Genomic DNA, 19,103 nt, shown 5'->3' with positions numbered 1-19,103 from the left:
CGATGATGAGGCTTGTACCAGGAATACAATAATTATGAACCAGAGAGGAGGAAGCTGAATGACCGTTAGTGAAAAAAAGCCCGGGGCCGTAAGACTGCTGTTTGTGCTTCAGGCATTCTTAGGCCTTGGAGCTGTCGCCGGAGGGCTGCTCCTGCTCGCCGATCCCAGTGGTGAGATGATTGGAATGCCGGCTTCCATACTGGAAAGATCGCCGTTTGACAGTTATGCAATTCCCGGCATTCTGCTGCTGGTCATTTTTGGGCTGCTGCCGCTAATGGTGCTCTATGGTCTTTTTAAGCAGCCTGAGTGGTCTTGGGGCTATGCGCTGACCCCGTTTAAGGCGCTGCATGTAGCATGGAGCTTCTCGCTTTATGTCGGCTTTGGGCAGATTATCTGGATTATGGTGCAGACGTATATGATGGATACAGTCAGTATTGTTCATGTTTTCTACATGTCTCTGGGCATGCTGGTTCAGATCGTTACGCTGCTGCCTGCGGTACAGAGATATTTTATGCTGGACGGCCGTTCTGAAAGAAGTTAGAATGACAGTGAACATAAAAGGGCTTTCATTTGGGCCGCGGGAGTGAACCGGAAGTGACTACCATATATGATATTGCCAAAAGAACCGGCTATTCACCAACCACGGTGTCCAAGGCGTTCAATAACTACTCTGACGTGCGGGAGAAGACGCGGCAGGAAATACTGCGTACCGCCCAGGAAATGGGATATCTTCCCAATGCGCATGCGCGTACACTGACGACCAAGAAATCCTGGACGATCGGTGTGCTGTTTGTGGAGAACACGGGAGCGGGAATCCGCCATCCTTTCTTCAGTGCAGTTATTGAGAGCTTCAAGCAGGTTGCCGTAGCCAAGGGTTACGCCCTCATGTTTATCTCGAAGGATGTCGGCGGCAAGCAGAGCGGATATCTGGAGAACTGCCGGATTCGCGGAGTCGATGGGGTTGTGGTGTTCCTTTCCGATTATGAGGACCCTTATTTCCGGGAGCTTCTGGAGAGTGATATTCCTACAGTGGTTCTCGATTTCGAAACGGCGTTGTCGCATACGGTCTGCTCGGATAATATGACTGGTGCACTGCAGGCAGTGGAATATCTGGTTTCGCTCGGACACCGCAGAATTGCCCATATTTCGGGAGGCGGGAATACGTATCCGGGACAACAGCGGGAGCTGGGGTATAGAACGGCGATGGAGCAGCAGGGTCTTGAGGTGCCGGACGAATATGTTGCCGAGGGAGCATTCTACTCTCTGGAGAACGGCTACGGCGCAATGAAGTCTTTGCTTGAGCTGCCGGAACGGCCGACGGCTGTTTTTGCTTCAGGTGACTTGCTTGCACTGGGTGCCGTGATGGCTGCCAAGGATCAGGGCCTGTCTGTACCGGAGGATATTTCAGTCATGGGTTATGATGATATTGAGCTTGCCGGATATGTTACACCTGCGCTGACCACTGTCCGCCAGAACACGGAGCTGCTGGGTACCCGGGCGGCGGAGCTTTTACTGGCTTCGATGAACGGCCCGCGTACAAATCAGGAGGCGCTAGTTCTGCCTGTAGAGATCATCGTCAGAGATTCCTGTGCACCGCCGGGCAAGAAATAAAAGTGCGTTCAACCGGGAATGCATTTTTTTTAGGCAGAATCGAAACCGGTTTCGATTTCTTTCGGTTTTATTTCGAATTCAAATGATGAAGGAGTGAATCAGCATGACAACCGTTCAAACCGTAGTAACCGCCAAAGATACAGAGGATCGTCTGAGTTCTAAAGAAGGTATTCAGTTCAAGGCAGGAATCCCCGGTACAACAGCAGATATACTGCTGCAGCCGGAGCAGGAGTTTCAAACAATTATTGGTTTTGGCGGCGCTTTCACTGAAGCGGCTGCGTATACCTTGTCCCGGATAAGTCCGGAGAAACGGGCAGAGGTCATCCGGCGTTATTTTCACCCTGTGGACGGGCTGAATTACAGTATGGGCCGCGTGCATATTCACAGCTGTGACTTCGCGCTCGGCAACTATACCTATGTGCAGGATGAGGATACGGAGCTTGCGACCTTCGATATTTCGCATGATCACCAGTGGGTCCTGCCGCTCATTAAGGATGCTATGGAGGTCAAAGGCGGGCCCTTCACGATGCTGGCTTCGCCTTGGAGCCCGCCGGCCTGGATGAAAACGAACGGGGAGATGAATAACGGCGGTTCGCTGAAGCCGGAATATGCTGCAGTCTGGGCGCGCTATTATACCAAATTCATCGAGTCTTACCGCAAAGAGGGCGTTCCGGTCTGGGCGGTATCAGTGCAGAATGAGCCGGCGGCAGTGCAGACCTGGGACTCCTGTGTATACACTGCTGAAGAAGAACGCGATTTCGTCAAAAACCACCTCGGCCCTGTAATGCGTGAGGCCGGAATGGAGGATGTGAACATCATCATCTGGGATCACAACCGCGATATTATGATTGAGCGTGTGACTCCGATTCTGTCCGATCCGGAAGCAGCGCAGTATGTATGGGGGACCGGAATCCACTGGTACGGCGGCGAGGAGTTCGACAAAGTGGAGAAGGTGCATGAGCTTTTCCCGGATAAGCATGTGCTCTTCACCGAAGGCTGCCAGGAAGGCGGAGTGCGTCTGGGGGAATGGTTCACGGGTGAGCGCTACGGCCGGAATATGATCGGCGATCTGAATGCCTGGACAGAGGGGTATCTGGACTGGAATCTGGTGCTGGATGAGACGGGCGGACCGAACCACGTGGGGAATCTCTGTGATGCTCCGGTGATTGCGGATACGACTACGGACGAGGTTCACTATAACAGCTCGTATTATTACATCGGGCATTTCAGCAAATTTATTGCTCCGGGTGCTGTGCGGATCGGACTGCAGTCGGCTGCCGAAGGCGTGCTGTCAGCGGCGTTCCGCAATCCGGATGGCAGTATCGCTGTTGTACTGATGAATGAAGGCGAAGCAGAACGCTCCCTGACGCTTGGCTTCGGCGGTGAAATCGCTGAGTGCACATTGCCGGCACATTCCATTGCCACACATCTGATTTCGCAAGGTTAAGCCAGCTGGAAGCAGACCTTGAGAAGATGAACAGAAACGAAGCGGATGGATTCAAAACAGAGCACGAAAGCGTTTATCAACATACTTTTAGGAGGACTTAAGCATGAGCCATTATTATTTCGATTCAGGTAAATTTGTCATAGAGCAGTTCCACGAAGGCAAACCGTTCGCCAGCTTCCTGCCCGGACTTGCCGGATTGAAGGGGATCCCGATGTGGACGTTCTACGTGAACCGGGGTCAAGCAATCAGCAGCTTCGGAGTACGGGACAAAAATTCGCCGATTATGGAGTTCTCTCCAGCCAATATTTCGTATAAGAATGTAGCCTCCACCGGATTCCGCACCTTCATCAAGTTGAAGGGTACAGCAGAAATCTATGAGCCGTTCCAGTCGGCACGCCCTGACCCGGCGGCCAAGCGGATCATGACGATCCTGCCGAATGGACTGACCATTGAGGAGTCACATGCAGGACATGGGCTGAAGACGACGGTGCACTACTTCAACCTGCCGGGTGATGATTATGCCGCGCTGATCCGGCAGGTGGAGATCGAGAATATCAGCGGGATAGCGCTGGAGCTGGAGCTGCTGGACGGTCTTCCGGAGGTTCTTCCCTTCGGCGTAGCGAACGGGGGCTACAAAGAGATGGGCAACCTGCTGCGCAGCTGGATGGATGTGTATAACCTGGAGAACGGAATTCCGTTCTACAAGCTGCGCTCCAGCACGAATGACGATGCGGAAATGAGCCTGATTGAGAGCGGGCACTTCTATCTCTCCTCCACAACGGAAGGAGAACAGCTGTATCCGGTCGTAGATTATGAAGTAATCTTCGGCGGGAATACTTCGCTGACGTATCCGGATCGCTTCGCGGAGCTTCCGCTCGCGGAGCTGCTTGCACAGGCCCAATATCCGGCCAACAAGGTGCCGTGCGGCTTCAGCGGCGCATCCAGAACACTTGCACCGGGAGCTTCGCTGAAGCTGAATACGATCATTGGACATGTAAATGATATTGCCAGAATTAATCATCGGGCGGCTGAACTCTGCCGGGAAGATTATTTTACCGCCAAGGCACAGGAAGCGGCCAGTTTGACCGAGGATTTAACGGCGGATATTGCTACACATACCTCCTCGCCGCTGTTCGATGCTTATTGCCGCCAGTCTTATCTCGACAACTTCCTGCGCGGGGGCTATCCGTTTATTTTTGATAACGGAGGCGAAGGCTTCGTTGTACATCTATACTCGCGCAAGCATGGCGATATGGAACGGGATTATAACTTCTTCTCGCTGGCGCCTGAATACTATTCGCAGGGCAACGGCAATTTCCGTGATATGAACCAGAACCGGCGCAGCGATGTGTTCTTCCACCCGAAGGTGGGCAGCTTCAACATCAAGATGTTCTATAGTCTGATTCAGGCTGACGGCTATAATCCGCTAAGCGTGCAGGGTACCAGCTTTGAAATTCTGCCGGGTGAGGGAGAGAAGCTTACAGCATGGGTTGCCGGGGCGCTTGCGGAGCATCATGCCGGATTTGAGCGGCTGCTGGCCGGACGCTTCACACCAGGGAGCCTGATTAACTACATTGCGGATCACAACATTGCTTTGAACATTAGTGAGCAGGAATTCCTCAGCGGTGTGCTTGCCCTGTCACAGCAGAACATTGAAGCCGCCTTCGGAGAAGGCTTCTGGTCCGATCACTGGACCTACAATCTTGATCTGGTGGAAGGTTACCTGGATATTTATCCGGAACGGCAGGAGGCGCTGCTGTTCGGGGACGAGACTTATACGTTCTATGACAGCCCGGCTTATGTGCTGCCGCGCAGCGAGAAATATGTAATCAGCGGTGGGCGGGTGCGGCAATTCGGGGCACTGCTGGAGGATGAAGAGAAGCTGCACAAGCTGAAGCGCAAGGCCAGCGATACCCAGTGGCTGCGCACACAAGGCGGCCACGGGGAGATCTACCGGACCAGCCTGTTTGTGAAGATGCTGTCGCTTGCCATGAACAAATTTGCCACGCTTGATCCTTACGGCATGGGTGTAGAGATGGAGGGCAACAAGCCGGGCTGGAATGATGCCATGAACGGGCTGCCGGGACTGGTCGGGTCCGGAATGAGCGAGACCTTTGAACTCAAGCGGATGCTTGTGTTCATGCTGGAAGCGCTGGAGAACGGCGCGGATCTTCCTTCAGCAGTAGCGCTTCCGTTAGAGATGGCTTCGCTGCTTGAGCAGGTGAACCGTGCTGTAACTGAAGTGCTTGACGGCTCACTGGCCCAATTCCCGTATTGGGACCGCGTAGCTTCGGCGCGCGAGGCTTACCGGGCAGAGATCCGCTTCGGAATTACAGGCGAGACTGCGGAAATCTCCCTTGGGGTCATCCGTGAGGCAATGGGCAAATGGCTGCGTAAGGTGGATGAGGGGATTGAGCGTGCGGTAGGGATTGGCGGCGGACTGGTTCCGACCTATTTCCGCTTTGAGGCAACACGGTTCCAGCCTGTAACGGATGAAGCCGGAGAGCCGGTCATCAGCGGCTACGGGCTGCCGAAGGCTCTGGTCGAAGAGTTCGAAGCTGCTGCTCTGCCGTATTTCCTGGAAGGCCCTGCCCGCTGGCTCAAAACGCTGGATAGCAAGGAAACCGCCAAGGGAATCTACAGCAAAGTGAAACAGAGCGGGCTCTTTGATCCGGTTACATCGATGTACCGGACTTCAGTGTCGCTGGAAGAGGAATCGCATGAGATCGGGCGCATCCGGGCCTTCACACCGGGCTGGCAGGAGCGGGAGTCCAACTTCCTGCACATGTCGTACAAATATTTGCTTGAGCTGCTGAAAGCGGGGCTGTACGACGAATTCTACAGCGAGCTGAAGACCTCGCTGATTCCGTTCCTTGACCCTGAGGTCTACGGTCGCAGTACACTGGAGAATTCCTCGTTCATCTCAACAGGCGGCAATCCGGATCCTGCAACGCATGGCAGGGGTTTTGTTGCCCGTCTGAGCGGCTCTACGGCGGAGTTTCTGAGCATGTGGAGAACGATGATGGCCGGCAGCCGTCTGTTCTCTGTGGAAGACGGCGAGTTAACACTGCAGTTGAATCCGGCCCTTCCCGGCTGGCTGTTTGATGAGCAGGGCAACCTGTCCTTCACCCTGCTGGGCGGTACGGAAGTGACGTATTATAATCCGCGTCATGCTGATACCTTCGGCGGCAGCAAAGCGATCATTCAGAATCTGGCGCTGCAATTCCGTAGCGGTGAGGAACGCCTGATTGCCGGCGGTCTGCTGCGCGGAGGGGATGCCGAGGCATTGCGGCGCGGAGAGATTGCCGCAATCCGTGCGGTAATGGAATAATTAGAGTCTATATAGATTGAACTTAAAAATTATACGGATAGGGAAAGGTGGCGGAGGAGAATTTTGGAACTGAAGGAGCGACAGCGTCCGCCTTTGTCTGCGGATTTCCACCGCGAAACAGCGGGTTAAATTCAAGAAATTTGTAGACAACAGCGGCCGGAGGGACAAATATTCTTTGGAGTCACGGCAATCCCATAATAGCAAAAATACAAGTTCAATCTATATATTCATTCAAGTTAATAAAGGTACAGCAAGGAGGCCCGGCTGGGCCTCCTTTTGATTGCCCGGGGTTAGGTGGATTAGAGTTAGTGCCCCTGAATCCGCCAGAAGTGGGCGATATGGGGGAATGAGGGGCAGAAGTGCCCCTGAATCCGCCGGAAGTGGGCGATAGGGAGGAATGAGGAGCAGAAGTGCCCCTGAATCCGCCAAAAGTGGGCGGCAGGCGGGAATGAGGGGCAAAAGTGCCCCTGAATCCGCCAGAAGTGGGCGAAATGCTGGAATGAGGAGCAGAAGTGCCCCTGAATCCGCCAGAAGTGGGCGATATGGAGGAATGAGGGGCAGAAGTGCCCCTGAATCCTCCGGAAGTGGGCGAAATGCTGGAATGAGGGGCAGAAGTGCCCCTGAATCCTCCGGAAGTAGGCGAAATGCTGGAATGAGGGGCAGAAGTGCCCCTGAATCCTCCGGAAGTAGGCGATATGGAGGAATGAGGAGCAGAAGTGCCCCTGAATCCGCCGGAAGTGGGCGGAATGAGCACCCCCGAGGGATAAGTAGCTTTGGATTTGTTCCAAACGGGCAGAGTAGCACTCACCCATGCATGCGCGGAAGGGGTTTGGAAAGGGAAGAGAGAATAGCTGCCGGAAGTTCAGGGCTTCCGGCAGCCATCACCGATGGCGGTTGAGTTATCGAGCCAAGCCGAAAAATGAGACCCCAAATACGAAATCTGGGACCTTACGCCCAAATACTAAAACGCATACAATAAGTACATAGAGATGAAAACGCTTCACACATTAAAGTTGGGGATTTTGGAGGTCCATACGATGGAGAACAAACAAAGCACCAAACCAAATCCGGTAATGGGGCCGCTCATTCCGGCGTCAATCGAAACCGGTTCAGTTCGCAAAAATACGCTCTGGAGGAAATTTGTAGCCCAGCGTCATCTGCAGACCATGGCGCTGCTTGGTGTAGTATGGATGATCATATTCAACTACATCCCGATCTACGGCTTGATTATTTCTTTCAAGGAATATAATATCGTCAAGTCGATTGCCGAAGCCCCTTGGGTGGGTCTGGAGCATTTCAGGGAATTGTTCGCAGATGAGGAGCTGCCGAATGTTATCCGCAACACGCTCGGGATCAGCTTGATCAAGCTGCTTATCGGGTTCCCGCTGCCGATCATATTCGCCCTGTTCCTCAATGAGGTCCGTTCCATCAGATTCAAGAAGACAATTCAGACGATCTCCTATCTGCCGCATTTTCTCTCCTGGGTTGTGCTTGGCGGCATTCTGGCCACCTGGCTCGCGGATATAGGGATTATCAATAATATTCTGCTTGCCCTCAATCTGATTGACAAGCCGATCACTTACCTGGCTGAACCGAGTTACTTCTGGACGATAATCATCACCTCCGACATTTGGAAGGAGCTAGGCTGGTCAGCGATTATCTACCTCGCGGCGATTGCCGGTGTGTCTCCAGAAATGTATGAAGCAGCAACGATTGACGGCGCAGGACGTTTCCAGAAAATGTGGTTTGTTACTCTGCCGGCCATCCGGGCCACGATCAGCATCCTGTTCGTTCTGGCAGTCAGCGGCGTACTGAACTCGAACTTCGACCAGATTCTGGTGCTGCGGAATTCGCTTAACGACAGTACTTCCAATGTAATTGATTACTATATCTATCAGACAGGTATTGTCTCCAACCGCTTCTCCTATTCTGCGGCGGTCACCCTGGTCAAAGCAGTCATTGCACTGATTCTGCTGCTGATTGCCAATCAGGTATCCAAAAAAATCAACGACACGTCGCTGTTCTAGGACAAGGAGGACCTATATATGTTTGCTCTTAAACGTAAAACCAAAGGCGAAGCGATTTTTGATATCGTAAACAATCTGGTTATGCTCTGCGTCTGCTTCCTGACGCTGTATCCGATCTGGTATGTGCTCGTCAACGCTTTCAATGACGGCAATGACGCCATGCTGGGCGGGATTTACTGGTGGCCGCGGATGTTCACGCTGAAGAACTTCGATGCAGTATTTGCAAGTCCGGGGATTATGCTGGCGATGGGGGTTACCGTACTCAAGACAGTCCTTGGTGTGGCTCTGCATGTATTCTTTACAGCGATGGTAGCTTATGCCTTGTCCCGTAAGGATCTGGTTGGCGGCAAGCTCTACATTCTGATCGGCACCATTACATTGTTCTTTAACGGCGGCCTGATCCCAACCTTCCTGCTGATGCGTGATCTGCATTTACTCGATAACTTCATGGTCTTCATCATTCCTGTCATGTTCAGCTTCTTCGATCTTATTATCTTCATGACCTTCTTCCGGGAGATCCCTGACGGTCTGGAAGAAGCGGCGCGGATTGACGGAGCCAATGACTGGTCCATCTTACTGCGGATCGTGCTTCCGGTCTCCATGCCGGTTATTGCCACCATCGCGCTGTTCCACGGCGTGTACCAATGGAATGATTATTTTGCCGGCATCATCTATGTGAACAATGTGGACCTTCAGCCGATTCAGACCTATCTGTTCCGGGTCGTGGCCCAGTCCAGCTCCAATACGATGATGGTTGCTGTCCAGGGCAGCGCGGCCACAAGGTCGGTAACCTCCCAGTCCATCAAGCTGGCAACCATGGTTGTCACAACGCTGCCAATCGTGTTCGTCTATCCGTTCCTGCAGCGATATTTCGTGAAAGGCATGATGATCGGCTCCATCAAAGGCTGAGCATCTGCGAACCACAGGGTAACTCCTCCGGAGCCCATTGTCTTGCGGGCAGCGGGGTTGAGCTTATAATTACTATTTTCTAGAAAAGGGGTAAACAAGCATGGGCATGAAACATAAGCCAAAGAAAATGGTCCTGCTGCTCTTGGGACTAATGCTGACATTCTCTGCAGCGGGTTGTTCAAGCAATAATAATGCCGCAAACGGAAATACAGCAACGGAGAAGCCGACTACGGAAGCTACAGAGGCACCGGCAACCAATGCAACAGAAACGACAGCTCCTGCAGCAACAGGCGATGAGCCAGGCTGGATGAGCGACACTTCACCAATCACCTTCGACTGGTATCTGAACTTTGCCTGGTTTGCCAACAAATGGGGCGTAGATCCAACTTCGCAATATGTTACGAAAAAGACCGGCGTTAACGTTAACTTTATCGTGCCTGCAGGGAATGAGAATGAGAAGCTGAACACGCTGATTGCTTCCGGCAAGCTGCCTGACTTCATCACCCTCGGTTACTGGGAAGATGCCATCAAAAAAATGGTAGAAGGCGAATTGGTGCTTCCGCTGAACAAGCTGGCTGATGAATACGACCCTTACTTCTACAAAGTTTCCGATAAAGATAAGCTTGGCTGGTACACTCAGCCGGACGGCAATGTATACGGCTATCCTAACTCTTCCTCTTCTCCAGCCGACTATGAAAAATATGGCGATACCTATGTATCGAACCAGACGTTCGCAGTCCGCAAGGATATTTATGAAGCCATCGGCAGTCCGGATATGCGTACCCCTGAAGGCTTCCTCGCTGCGCTGAAGACAGCACAGGAGAAATTCCCTGAAGTCAACGGCCAGCCGCTGATTCCACTGGGTCTGCATGAGTTCACTGAGAACGGCAATGACTCGCTGGAAGGCTACATTCAGAACTTCCTGGCGATTCCTTGGGAAAAAGACGGCAAGGTATATGACCGTGAAACCGATCCTGAATATGTACGCTGGATGAAGACACTCCGCCAGGCTAACCAGGACGGACTCTTGGCAAAAGATATCTTCATTGACAAACGGGCACAAATGGAAGAAAAGATCGTACAGGGACGCTACTTCGCAATGCTGTATCAACGTACAGACTTTGCTTCCCAGCAAGGAACTATTTTCCAGAAGAATCCTGAGATGGTCTACATTGCTGTAGATGGACCAGCCAATACCAAAATGGATCAGCCAACACTGAATGGACCTGGGATCTCCGGCTGGACGGTTACCCTGATCTCCAAGGATGTTAAGGATAAAGCACGCGCTATTAAATTCCTCAGCTACCTGAACAGTGAAGAAGGCCAAAAGGATCTTTTCCTGGGCGAAAAAGGGGTCAGCTATGATACAATTGAGGGCAAGGACCAATTCCTCCCTGAAGCCCTTAAGCTGATGAACTCGGACCGTGCAGCATTTGATAAGCAATACGGCTCTTCGTTCACCTTCTGGATGATGCAGAATACGAATATTACCGACCAGTGGGCACCAAAATCCGTTGAGCCGTTCAAACAACTGGAAGACTGGACCCGCGGAAAATCTATTAATACTTCGGAATTCCAGCTGATTGATCCTAGCGGTAACTCGCCGGAAGGCATCATCGCCACCAAGCTGAAACAGCTGCGCGGCAAAACCATGCCGAAGCTGCTGATGGCTGAATCCGATGCGGAATTCGATAAGATCTGGTCTGAATATCTCACTAAAAAAGAGAAGGAAGGTCAAGCGACCTTCGATGCATACCGCCAGACTAAATATGAAGAGAACAAGAAAAAACTCGGAATGTAGTCTTCAATATAAGACCCAATTGCCCGCTAACCGCGGGCTTTTGGGTTATTTTCTAGTAACGGGATCTAAAAGGCTCCAGCCATTAACGGAGAGGTGAATATGCGCAAACGAACAGGAGCATTATGGAATTCCTTCCGTTATTGGCTCGGACGGAGATCACTGCAAAGCCGGCTGGTTGTGGCTTATATCTTCATTATTCTGGGACCCAGTCTGCTGGTGTCCTTCTATTCGTACAAGGCCATTAACAATACGTATATGCAGGATGCGATCGAGAAGAACGACTATCTGCTGCAGATGGAGAAGCTGCATGTACTCAATCAGATTGAGGCGATGGAGCGGGCGCTCCAGATGGCGTATAGTGATAAAATTACCCGGGAGTATCTGATCAGCGAAAGTGATCCTACACTCGGCGAGCTGATTGATTACAACACAACCAGCTTTATGAACCTCAGCCAGATCCAGTTCAATAATCCGAATATTGAGCATTTGTACCTGTATTCCAGCAGTAAAAATGTATATGAGATGTGGCCGGTTATTTTCCGTGAGTCCCGGGTCTCCATGGAGCCCTGGTTTCAGAAGGCATTGGAGCTGGAGGGATTGCGGAATCTGTGGTCCTTTCAGAACTCAGATATTGACCTGATGAAGCGCTTCTCGGGCGAAGCAGAGCAGGGACAACCGAAGGTATCGGTGCTGCGGGAGATCAGCATTCCGGCCGGTAATCACATCGGGATGGTTCAGGTAGACATGCTGCTGAGTAAATTCACACCCAAGACGTATACCTCCGTGCAGGATAATGAATCCCAGATGATTCTTGCAGATGATGAGCTGAACCTGTTCACCCGGACAGACCACTCTTTTCTGGAGAATAATAAGGGGCTAACTGCGGCAATCAAAGACCGGCTGGCAGAGTTCGGGAAGACCGGTAAATGGGTGATGGATTATAAGGAGAACGGGAACTCCTTCATGCTAATTCAGGCGCCGCTGGAGCAGATCAATGCTTCTCTGGTCACTGTGGTCTCGATGAAAGGTGTGATGATGGATATTTCGCGTACCCGTAATCTGATTATTGGGGTTAATATCGGCTTCATCTTCCTGGTTACTGCCATTGCTTACGTGCTGAATGCATTCATCCTGAAGAATCTCCGCCGGCTGACTGAAACGATGAAGAGAGTCCGACGGGGGGAGCCATATGGAAGTATCCGCGTCAGCGGAGGCGGCGAGGTCGGCGAGCTTGCCCATCATTTCTCCAAGCTGATGAACACAATTAATACGCTGGTGGCTCAGGCTGTCCATAAACAGGCGTTGTCGAAGGAAGCTGAGCTGCGGACGCTGCATAATCAGATCGATGCCCACTTCCTCTACAATACACTGGAGAATATCAAAATGCTGGCGGAGATTGAGAATCAGCGGACGATCTCGGATGCGCTTACCCGGCTTGGCGGCATGATGCGCTATAATTTCAAATGGACGGGTGAATACGTGAAGCTGAAGGATGAGATCCGCCATATCCAGAACTATATAGAGGTTATGAATATAAGATTCGAGCATACCATTGGGCTGGAGCTTAATATTGACAGCGCTTATCTGGAAGTGGAGGTGCTCAAAATGTCGCTGCAGCCGATTGTTGAAAACAGTGTTAAGCATGCCTGGAATGCGGACGGGATAGAGCTCACGGACCGTGTTGTGCGGATCGATATAACGGAGGCCGAAGGGGATATCTTCATCTCGCTGCGCGATAATGGCCTCGGGCTGACGCAGCAGCAGTTGACCCAACTGCATGAGGCGATTTATGCCAAGGAGGAACCGGGGGCTGACCCTTCGGGAACCAGCAACGGAGGGTATAAGTCGGGAGGCGTCGGACTGCGCAATGTGCATCAGCGTTTGCAGCTGTTCTACGGTGAAGCTTACGGGCTGGAAGTGCAGAGTGAAGCAGGGAAATGGACAACTGTGTTCATGTCACTGCCCAAAGTTCTATTGACGGGGGATAACTAGCTATGACCAATCTGCTGATCGTGGATGATGAAAAAATGATCCGTCAAGGTCTGAAGGCGATGATCGAACGGGAATATCCGTCTGTCTACAGCATCACGATGGCGGGCAACGGTGCGGAAGCGCTGGAGCTGTACAAGCAGGAGCGGAAGGATATCATTATTACGGATATCCGGATGCCGATTATGGACGGGATCACGCTGCTGGAACGGTTGTCGGTGGAAGCAGGCAAGGAGGAGCCGCCTGCTGTCATTATCTTAAGCGGCCATGATGATTTCGAATATGCCAAAAGCGCGATCCGCTACCGCGTGAAGGATTATCTGCTGAAGCCGATCCGCCGCGAAGAGCTGTTCGAGATTCTCGAACGGATCGGCAAGGAGGGAATGGACCGCCAGTCGAGCAGCCTGCGGCAGAAGCAGGAGGCGGAAGGCTACCGCCGTGAGCTGCGGGTTGCCCGCCTGCGGGGGTTTTTGATGCAGCGGGAGATTGAAGCATCGGCGGCGCAGCTGGAGGAGCTGTTGACGCTGCAGATTCCTTTTACAGTAGGCGTAGTCAATTATTATCACCGGGACGGCGCGCGGATGAATCACGGAGAGGTCCAGGGCGTGCTGGAGCGGCTGATCGGACCGCTGGAGCATAAATTCACGGAAATTCTGACCGATTGGGACGGGAAGCTTGTACTTGTGGGGAATGTGGAGAGCTTCCTGGAGCTGTCTGGTAAGGCTGATGCCAAAGAGCTTAAGCGGCTGCTCATCGGTATAAGCAGTGAGAGCCGGAGTCCGGAGCAGTTCCGTGCTTGTTACATGGAGGCGTACCGGGCGCTGCAGTATACTTTTTTGTCCCCGCAGGCCAGCTTTGTCGACTATAAGGATATCCGCGCCGGGCGCCTGAGCTTCCCTTCCCCGGAGGAGGAGCTGCGCAAGCTGCTTAATATGCTGGGAACCGAGCGGGAGAAGGAGATCAAGACGCTGCTTGGTGTTATTTTTCAGACGGATCATTTGCTGCATCTGGATTTGGATTACCTGGAGAATGTAGGGCGGAGTATTAATGAACGGGTGCTGGATGAGGTGTTCCGTGTGCATGGAGAGGCTTCGGTGGAAGTGCTGAAGCTGTACCGCGCGGTCGGCAACTTGTATAATTTCAGCAATTTCCACGACTATTACCGGGCACTGGAGCATTTGCTCCTTAGTGTGAACGATTATATTATAGGAATAAGATCTGCGCATACCGAGCATGCGGACATGGAAGAAGCGCTGGCGTATATCGAAGCGAATTATGCCCGTCCGCTGAATATGGCTATGGTCAGCAATTATGTCTCGCTCAATTATTCATATTTCAGTGAAGCCTTCAAGGCGTACACCGGGGAGAACTTTGTGCTGTATCTCAAAAAAGTCCGCATCCGCCACGCCAAGGAGCTGCTGGCCGATAATTCCGTCAAGCTGGCCGGGGTCTCTGAGGCTGTAGGTTTTGAGAACAGCAAGCAATTCGCGCGTGTCTTTAAGGAACTGGAGGGTATCTCTCCCGGTGAGTATCGGACGAAGCAGCTGATGGAGCGTTATTCAGGCCAGACGGAGGATAAGGATTCTTAGCGTGCTTACGAGTCTATGGGCTAGGACAGCGGATTAACGGTATGAATATGCACATGGGATGATCAGAATACTGGAGGCAACGGAATGGAAGAAGTACAAGGAGCATTGATTACTGTAGATACACTTGCCGCCGACTTCCGTAAGCTGGGCGTGCGTGAAGGGATGACATTGCTGCTGCATTCGTCCTTTAAATCTCTGGGACAATGGGTTGCCGGCGGTCCGGTTGCCGTTATTCTGGCGCTGGAGACGGTGCTGGGTGATGAAGGAACGCTCGTTATGCCGACGCATTCCTCGGATCTGACCGATCCGTCAGGCTGGAGCAAACCTCCGGTGCCGGAGGCCTGGTGGCCGGGCATCCGGGAGCATATGCCTGCTTATGATCCGGACTTGACCCCTCTTAGAGGGATGGGGGTTATTCCCGACTGCTTCCGCAAGCAGCAGGGGGTGCGGCGCAGCAGCCACCCGATTGATTCTTTTGCGGCATGGGGGAAGCACCGGGATGTCATAATTGACGGGCATAGTTTGGAGTATGCCTTCGGCGAGTACTCTCCGCTGGCCCGGATGTATGAGCTGGGAGGAAGCGTACTGCTGCTTGGTGTGGACAGTCTCAATAACACCTCACTGCATCTGGCGGAATACCGGGCAGACTATGCCGGGAAACAGGAAGTCATGGCTGCAGCGCCGGTGATGGTGGACGGAGTCAGACAATGGGTGGAATTTAGTGATTACAACTGGAATTCGGATGATTTTGCGGAGCTGGGCGTGGACTTTGGCCGGGAGACTGGACGTATTGCCAGCGGACGGGTTGCCGCATCTGCAGCACAGCTGATTCCGCAACGGGAGATTGTAGATTACGCGGTGCAGTGGCTGGAACGCAAGCGCACGTAAGAGGTGCGGAGGCGTAATTGATTATGGATAGAGCAAGAGAGCTATCGTCTTGAGGGGAGCAGGGCTTCATGACTACTACAACGGTGTACATTACCCGGCACGGGCAGACGGAATGGAACGTACAGAAGCGGATGCAGGGTCATCAGGATTCAGAGCTTACGCCGCTGGGCGTCCAGCAGGCAGAATGGCTAAGCCGGAGCATGCAGCAGGTGGAGCTGGACGCGGTGTACGCGAGCTCTAGTCCCCGGGCGCTGCGGACGGCGGAGATTATCATGGGAGAGCGGGACTTGCCGCTTACGGCCTGCGATGAATTCAAGGAGATCGGCATGGGAGTCTGGGAAGGCCGTGATTCCGCAGAGCTGCAGCTTCAGTATCCGGAGCAGCATCAGTTCTTCTGGGGCGACCCGGAGCAGTTCAGTGTAGCGGGCAGCGAGACCTTCACAGCGGTACAGGAGCGTGCGCTGGGCAAGCTGCGTGAGATCGTAGATCTTCAAGCAGGCGGTACAGTGCTCATTGTGACGCATACGGTAGTAATTAAGGTGCTTATGGCATATTACGAAGGCCGGGCGATGAACAAGCTCTGGGATCTGCCTTACATCTATCCTACCTGTCTGTGCAGAATTGATATCACGGACGGTGTGGCCGAGATTGTGCTTCACGGCGATACCAGCCATTATGAGACCAGTGAGGGCGGGATGGAATCCTGATCACTGGCAAGCCAAGCCGTAATATTCATAAGAGAGACAGGGCGATGTGCATGACGGCATCGCCTGTTTGACGTGTTGCGCCGCCCGCTTCCTGCGGCTTCGCAGGGGAAGCAGCAGCTGCTTGCGCTGCGCTGCCCGTAGCTCCGTCCAGACTGATGAATTGCTGTACAAATTACAACAATTTGCTTCTGGTCAGCAGCTATTCTGCAAAATCTTGCAGAAAGTGCAACAACCTAGCTCTGACGGGCACCAAACCGGCAGAAATCCTGCAAAAAGTGCAACAATGCGCTTCGGAAGGCCCCTTCTGCGCTAAAATTCTGCAGAAAGTGCAACATTTTACTTCCAGCCCACACGAAATTAAAGTGCCCGCCCGCCGGGAGTCCAAGCATTTCACACAGTTTCGATCGCGGCCCAGCCCGTGATTATAAAAAACAGAGTTCAATCTACACAGGCACATTGCCCGTTAGGGTAACTTCACTCTTCGGACGCGTGCTCTGTTCAATCACGGATAGGTCGCCGTCCAGTGCCTTCAGTCCGGGTAAGCGCAGCGCCACACCTGCATACAACGCCGGAAGAATTCCAGCAGCGAACAAAAGAACTTGCATCCCATAGAGCTCAGCGACCGCTCCGCCTGCCAGGGCACCGAGCGGTGACAGGCTCCCGCCAATCAGGAACCGGACCGAGTTCACCCGCCCCTGCAGATAGCCGGGAACCAGCCGTCCATGCAGGGAGGAGCTTAAGGAACCGAAGAAAGGTCCCAGCAGTCCAGCGGCGAATACCGCAAATAGGGCAAAGGGATAGCTGGGGATGAACCCCCACACTATAGTGACGATACCCGATAAGCCCAGGCTGCCGAGCATCACGATGCGCCGTTTCGTGATCTCGCCCATCAGGGAGATCACACCCAGCCCGGCTAAGTATCCGAGCGCAGAGGCCGTGGACAGTGAACCTACTGCCGCCGCATCCCGGTGCAGCACCTCGCGGACATACGGGACCATCATGGTCCATACGGCAATGGAGCTCAGATTGCTGACGGCGGCCATCATCATAATCGTCAGCATGGCGGGGAACTGCCGGTAGAACGAGAAGCCTTCCGCTACCTCCCGCAGATAGAGGGCTATCGAGAAGCTGCCGGCAGGGGCTGCTGCCGGCTTACCCATGCGGGGCAAGAGCAGTAGAGTGGCTATCGCTGCCGTATAACAAACGGCATTGATGCCGAGCGCCGGCAAGGCCCCGCTGGCTGCGGTCAACACGCCGGCGAGAGCCGGGCCCAGGAGTGCGGCGGCACCCTTGCAGCCGTCGATGATTGCAAAGGCGCGCATCAGCTTGCTAGTGCTTGTGATGCCGGGAATCACGGCCATTGCGGTTGGCATGAACAAGGCGGAGCAGGCTCCGCTGAGACTGGCGGCAGCGAACAAATGCCACAGCTGCAGATGGCCGGCCAGCCCCATGCCCAGCGGCAGCAGGAGGGCCAGCAAGCGCAGAGAAGCGAGGCAGGCCATGAACCGGACGCGGGGCAGCCGGTCGGACAAAGGTGAGCCGAGCAGGCGGAGCGCCTGTTCCGGAATCATGGAGCTGAGGGCAAGTGCACCCATAGCCAGCTTGGAGCCAGTCAGCTCATAGACAAGCCATTCCATTGCCAGCAGTCCAAAGGCATCGCCGAAGGCACTCAAGGAAATCGTGGATAATAACCCGTAATAGCTGCGTTTCTGCATAGAACTCACCCCTCCAGATATTCCCCGATTCGTCCGGGCAGGCCGTTCAAAGCCTCAAGGCGCAGGCTGTAGGACGTGCTTTTGCTGGTAGTATGAACAATGACCAGACCCGCCGCCCGCAGTGCGATCAGATGGTAGTGGATCGTGCTTTTGGACAGGCCAACCTCCTTCACAATCTCAGTGAAATTCAGCTGTCTGCCTGTCAGCAGGCGGAGAATATAGAGCCGCGTCTCATCCGACAGCGCCCGGGTAAGCCGCAGCAGTGCCGGCGCAGGCCGGCCTTTTTCCGGAGGAAGAATATCACAGGAATAGCTGGTGAACATAAATTCATCAAAAAGTGTGGAGGTTACGAGAGGCCGGGCATGATATTGCGGGGTAATAATGACCTGCTTCAGGGTTTCTGAAGGGTATAGCCGCATGCCTGCTGTGGCCGTCTCGTACACCTCCATATCATTCGTGCCGTTCAGCAGCGCCGCCCTTGCCGCAGCCTCCTGCTGCAGCCCTTCCATAATGGCCGGATCAATGCTGCTGAAATACCCTGTATCCCAAGCTCTGATGACCTCAGCGGCAGAGCCTCGCAGCTCGGCCAGGTTAGAGGGGACGGTCTGCCCGAAGCGGCCGGCAATCTCATACAGCTCACCCGGGGAGAGAGCTTCGAACCAGTCCAGGAACCTCTTGACTGTGCGTTCTTCCTCCGGACAGCTCCATATGTAAGGAGACAGACTGAAGTTATCGGTGAGCTTCAGTACTGCTTTCATTTTCTGGAGCATTACAGGGGCGAACCGGGTCTGCACCTCGCGAATCCAGGAGATTCCAGCGTCCATAGCATTGTGATTCTGCTTCCCGATAAAAGCATTCAAGCTGGAGATGCACTCATAGACTGGCGCGAAATCGACCGTTACTTTGTAATCCATAGGGGGTACCTGCTTTCTGGAGAAGTGATATTACGGCAGCGGTATAATGAACAGGTAATAACTATTTTCGATTTAGTTCTATGAATATAGAACAAACTTATTGTTTTATAATAAACGAACATATTTGTGTTTGCAAGGGCTGACTTCACGAGCCTCCAGGATTTTTTAGAGCGCG

At 53.2% G+C, this 19,103-nt stretch carries 13 protein-coding genes; 11 read left to right on the top strand and 2 right to left on the bottom strand.

Going from position 1 to position 19,103, the window contains the following annotated elements; translation table 11 throughout:
• The first annotated feature begins 58 nt into the window (after positions 1 to 58).
• The 11 genes from MKX70_RS03450 to MKX70_RS03400 all read left to right on the top strand — a co-directional run bounded on the left by MKX70_RS03450 (position 59) and on the right by MKX70_RS03400 (position 16,299).
• Positions 59 to 541, top strand: coding sequence for a hypothetical protein (locus MKX70_RS03450; RefSeq protein WP_340781173.1), 483 nt, complete (start codon positions 59 to 61; stop codon positions 539 to 541).
• Between the two features lie 53 nt (positions 542 to 594).
• Positions 595 to 1,611, top strand: a complete 1,017-nt coding sequence (locus tag MKX70_RS03445) for a LacI family DNA-binding transcriptional regulator (protein ID WP_340839554.1) — start codon at positions 595 to 597, stop codon at positions 1,609 to 1,611.
• A 103-nt stretch (positions 1,612 to 1,714) separates the two neighbouring features.
• Positions 1,715 to 3,058 (top strand): glycoside hydrolase family 30 protein, encoded by a 1,344-nt coding sequence (locus MKX70_RS03440; protein WP_340839553.1) that lies wholly within the window; start codon positions 1,715 to 1,717, stop codon positions 3,056 to 3,058.
• 103 nt (positions 3,059 to 3,161) lie between these two features.
• Positions 3,162 to 6,389, top strand: coding sequence for a cellobiose phosphorylase (locus tag MKX70_RS03435; protein WP_340839552.1), 3,228 nt, complete (start codon positions 3,162 to 3,164; stop codon positions 6,387 to 6,389).
• Between the two features lie 1,037 nt (positions 6,390 to 7,426).
• A complete protein-coding gene (locus MKX70_RS03430; protein ID WP_340781169.1) occupies positions 7,427 to 8,416 on the top strand; it encodes an ABC transporter permease in 990 nt (329 codons plus the stop codon).
• Between the two features lie 18 nt (positions 8,417 to 8,434).
• Positions 8,435 to 9,325 (top strand): carbohydrate ABC transporter permease, encoded by an 891-nt coding sequence (locus tag MKX70_RS03425; RefSeq protein ID WP_039309712.1) that lies wholly within the window; start codon positions 8,435 to 8,437, stop codon positions 9,323 to 9,325.
• Positions 9,326 to 9,425: 100 nt separating this feature from the next.
• Positions 9,426 to 11,126 (top strand): extracellular solute-binding protein, encoded by a 1,701-nt coding sequence (locus tag MKX70_RS03420; RefSeq protein ID WP_340839551.1) that lies wholly within the window; start codon positions 9,426 to 9,428, stop codon positions 11,124 to 11,126.
• Between the two features lie 99 nt (positions 11,127 to 11,225).
• Positions 11,226 to 13,118: a cache domain-containing sensor histidine kinase gene (locus MKX70_RS03415; RefSeq protein WP_340781167.1), complete on the top strand. Its 1,893-nt coding sequence runs from the start codon at positions 11,226 to 11,228 to the stop codon at positions 13,116 to 13,118.
• A 2-nt stretch (positions 13,119 to 13,120) separates the two neighbouring features.
• Positions 13,121 to 14,704 carry a response regulator gene (locus tag MKX70_RS03410; RefSeq protein ID WP_042232130.1) on the top strand — a complete coding sequence of 528 codons (1,584 nt, stop codon included), beginning with the start codon at positions 13,121 to 13,123 and terminating at the stop codon, positions 14,702 to 14,704.
• 84 nt (positions 14,705 to 14,788) lie between these two features.
• On the top strand, positions 14,789 to 15,592 hold the full coding sequence (locus tag MKX70_RS03405; RefSeq protein WP_340839550.1) for an aminoglycoside N(3)-acetyltransferase: 804 nt from the start codon (positions 14,789 to 14,791) through the stop codon (positions 15,590 to 15,592).
• Between the two features lie 68 nt (positions 15,593 to 15,660).
• Positions 15,661 to 16,299: a histidine phosphatase family protein gene (locus MKX70_RS03400; RefSeq protein ID WP_042232134.1), complete on the top strand. Its 639-nt coding sequence runs from the start codon at positions 15,661 to 15,663 to the stop codon at positions 16,297 to 16,299.
• 443 nt (positions 16,300 to 16,742) lie between these two features.
• On the opposite strand, the gene MKX70_RS03395 is transcribed toward MKX70_RS03400, so the two are convergent.
• Together MKX70_RS03395 and MKX70_RS03390 are read right to left on the bottom strand one after the other, a co-directional pair.
• Positions 16,743 to 18,014, bottom strand: coding sequence for an MFS transporter (locus MKX70_RS03395; protein WP_340839549.1), 1,272 nt, complete (start codon positions 18,012 to 18,014; stop codon positions 16,743 to 16,745).
• A gap of 5 nt (positions 18,015 to 18,019) precedes the next feature.
• Complete coding sequence (locus tag MKX70_RS03390) at positions 18,020 to 18,928, bottom strand: ArsR/SmtB family transcription factor (RefSeq protein WP_042232138.1); 909 nt, start codon at positions 18,926 to 18,928, stop codon at positions 18,020 to 18,022.
• Between the last annotated feature and the right edge of the window lie 175 nt (positions 18,929 to 19,103).

This window comes from Paenibacillus sp. FSL R7-0312 (assembly GCF_038004445.1).
Taxonomy (GTDB): domain Bacteria; phylum Bacillota; class Bacilli; order Paenibacillales; family Paenibacillaceae; genus Paenibacillus_AQ.
This window is presented reverse-complemented; position numbering and strand designations above follow the sequence as displayed.

Coding starts and splice junctions, on each gene's coding strand:
- MKX70_RS03425 (WP_039309712.1), top strand. CDS start 8,435: ATGTTTGCTCTTAAACGTAAAACCAAAGGCGAAGCGATTTTTGATATC.
- MKX70_RS03410 (WP_042232130.1), top strand. CDS start 13,121: ATGACCAATCTGCTGATCGTGGATGATGAAAAAATGATCCGTCAAGGT.
- MKX70_RS03400 (WP_042232134.1), top strand. CDS start 15,661: ATGACTACTACAACGGTGTACATTACCCGGCACGGGCAGACGGAATGG.
- MKX70_RS03405 (WP_340839550.1), top strand. CDS start 14,789: ATGGAAGAAGTACAAGGAGCATTGATTACTGTAGATACACTTGCCGCC.
- MKX70_RS03430 (WP_340781169.1), top strand. CDS start 7,427: ATGGAGAACAAACAAAGCACCAAACCAAATCCGGTAATGGGGCCGCTC.
- MKX70_RS03390 (WP_042232138.1), bottom strand. CDS start 18,928: ATGGATTACAAAGTAACGGTCGATTTCGCGCCAGTCTATGAGTGCATC.
- MKX70_RS03420 (WP_340839551.1), top strand. CDS start 9,426: ATGGGCATGAAACATAAGCCAAAGAAAATGGTCCTGCTGCTCTTGGGA.
- MKX70_RS03440 (WP_340839553.1), top strand. CDS start 1,715: ATGACAACCGTTCAAACCGTAGTAACCGCCAAAGATACAGAGGATCGT.
- MKX70_RS03435 (WP_340839552.1), top strand. CDS start 3,162: ATGAGCCATTATTATTTCGATTCAGGTAAATTTGTCATAGAGCAGTTC.
- MKX70_RS03415 (WP_340781167.1), top strand. CDS start 11,226: ATGCGCAAACGAACAGGAGCATTATGGAATTCCTTCCGTTATTGGCTC.
- MKX70_RS03395 (WP_340839549.1), bottom strand. CDS start 18,014: ATGCAGAAACGCAGCTATTACGGGTTATTATCCACGATTTCCTTGAGT.
- MKX70_RS03450 (WP_340781173.1), top strand. CDS start 59: ATGACCGTTAGTGAAAAAAAGCCCGGGGCCGTAAGACTGCTGTTTGTG.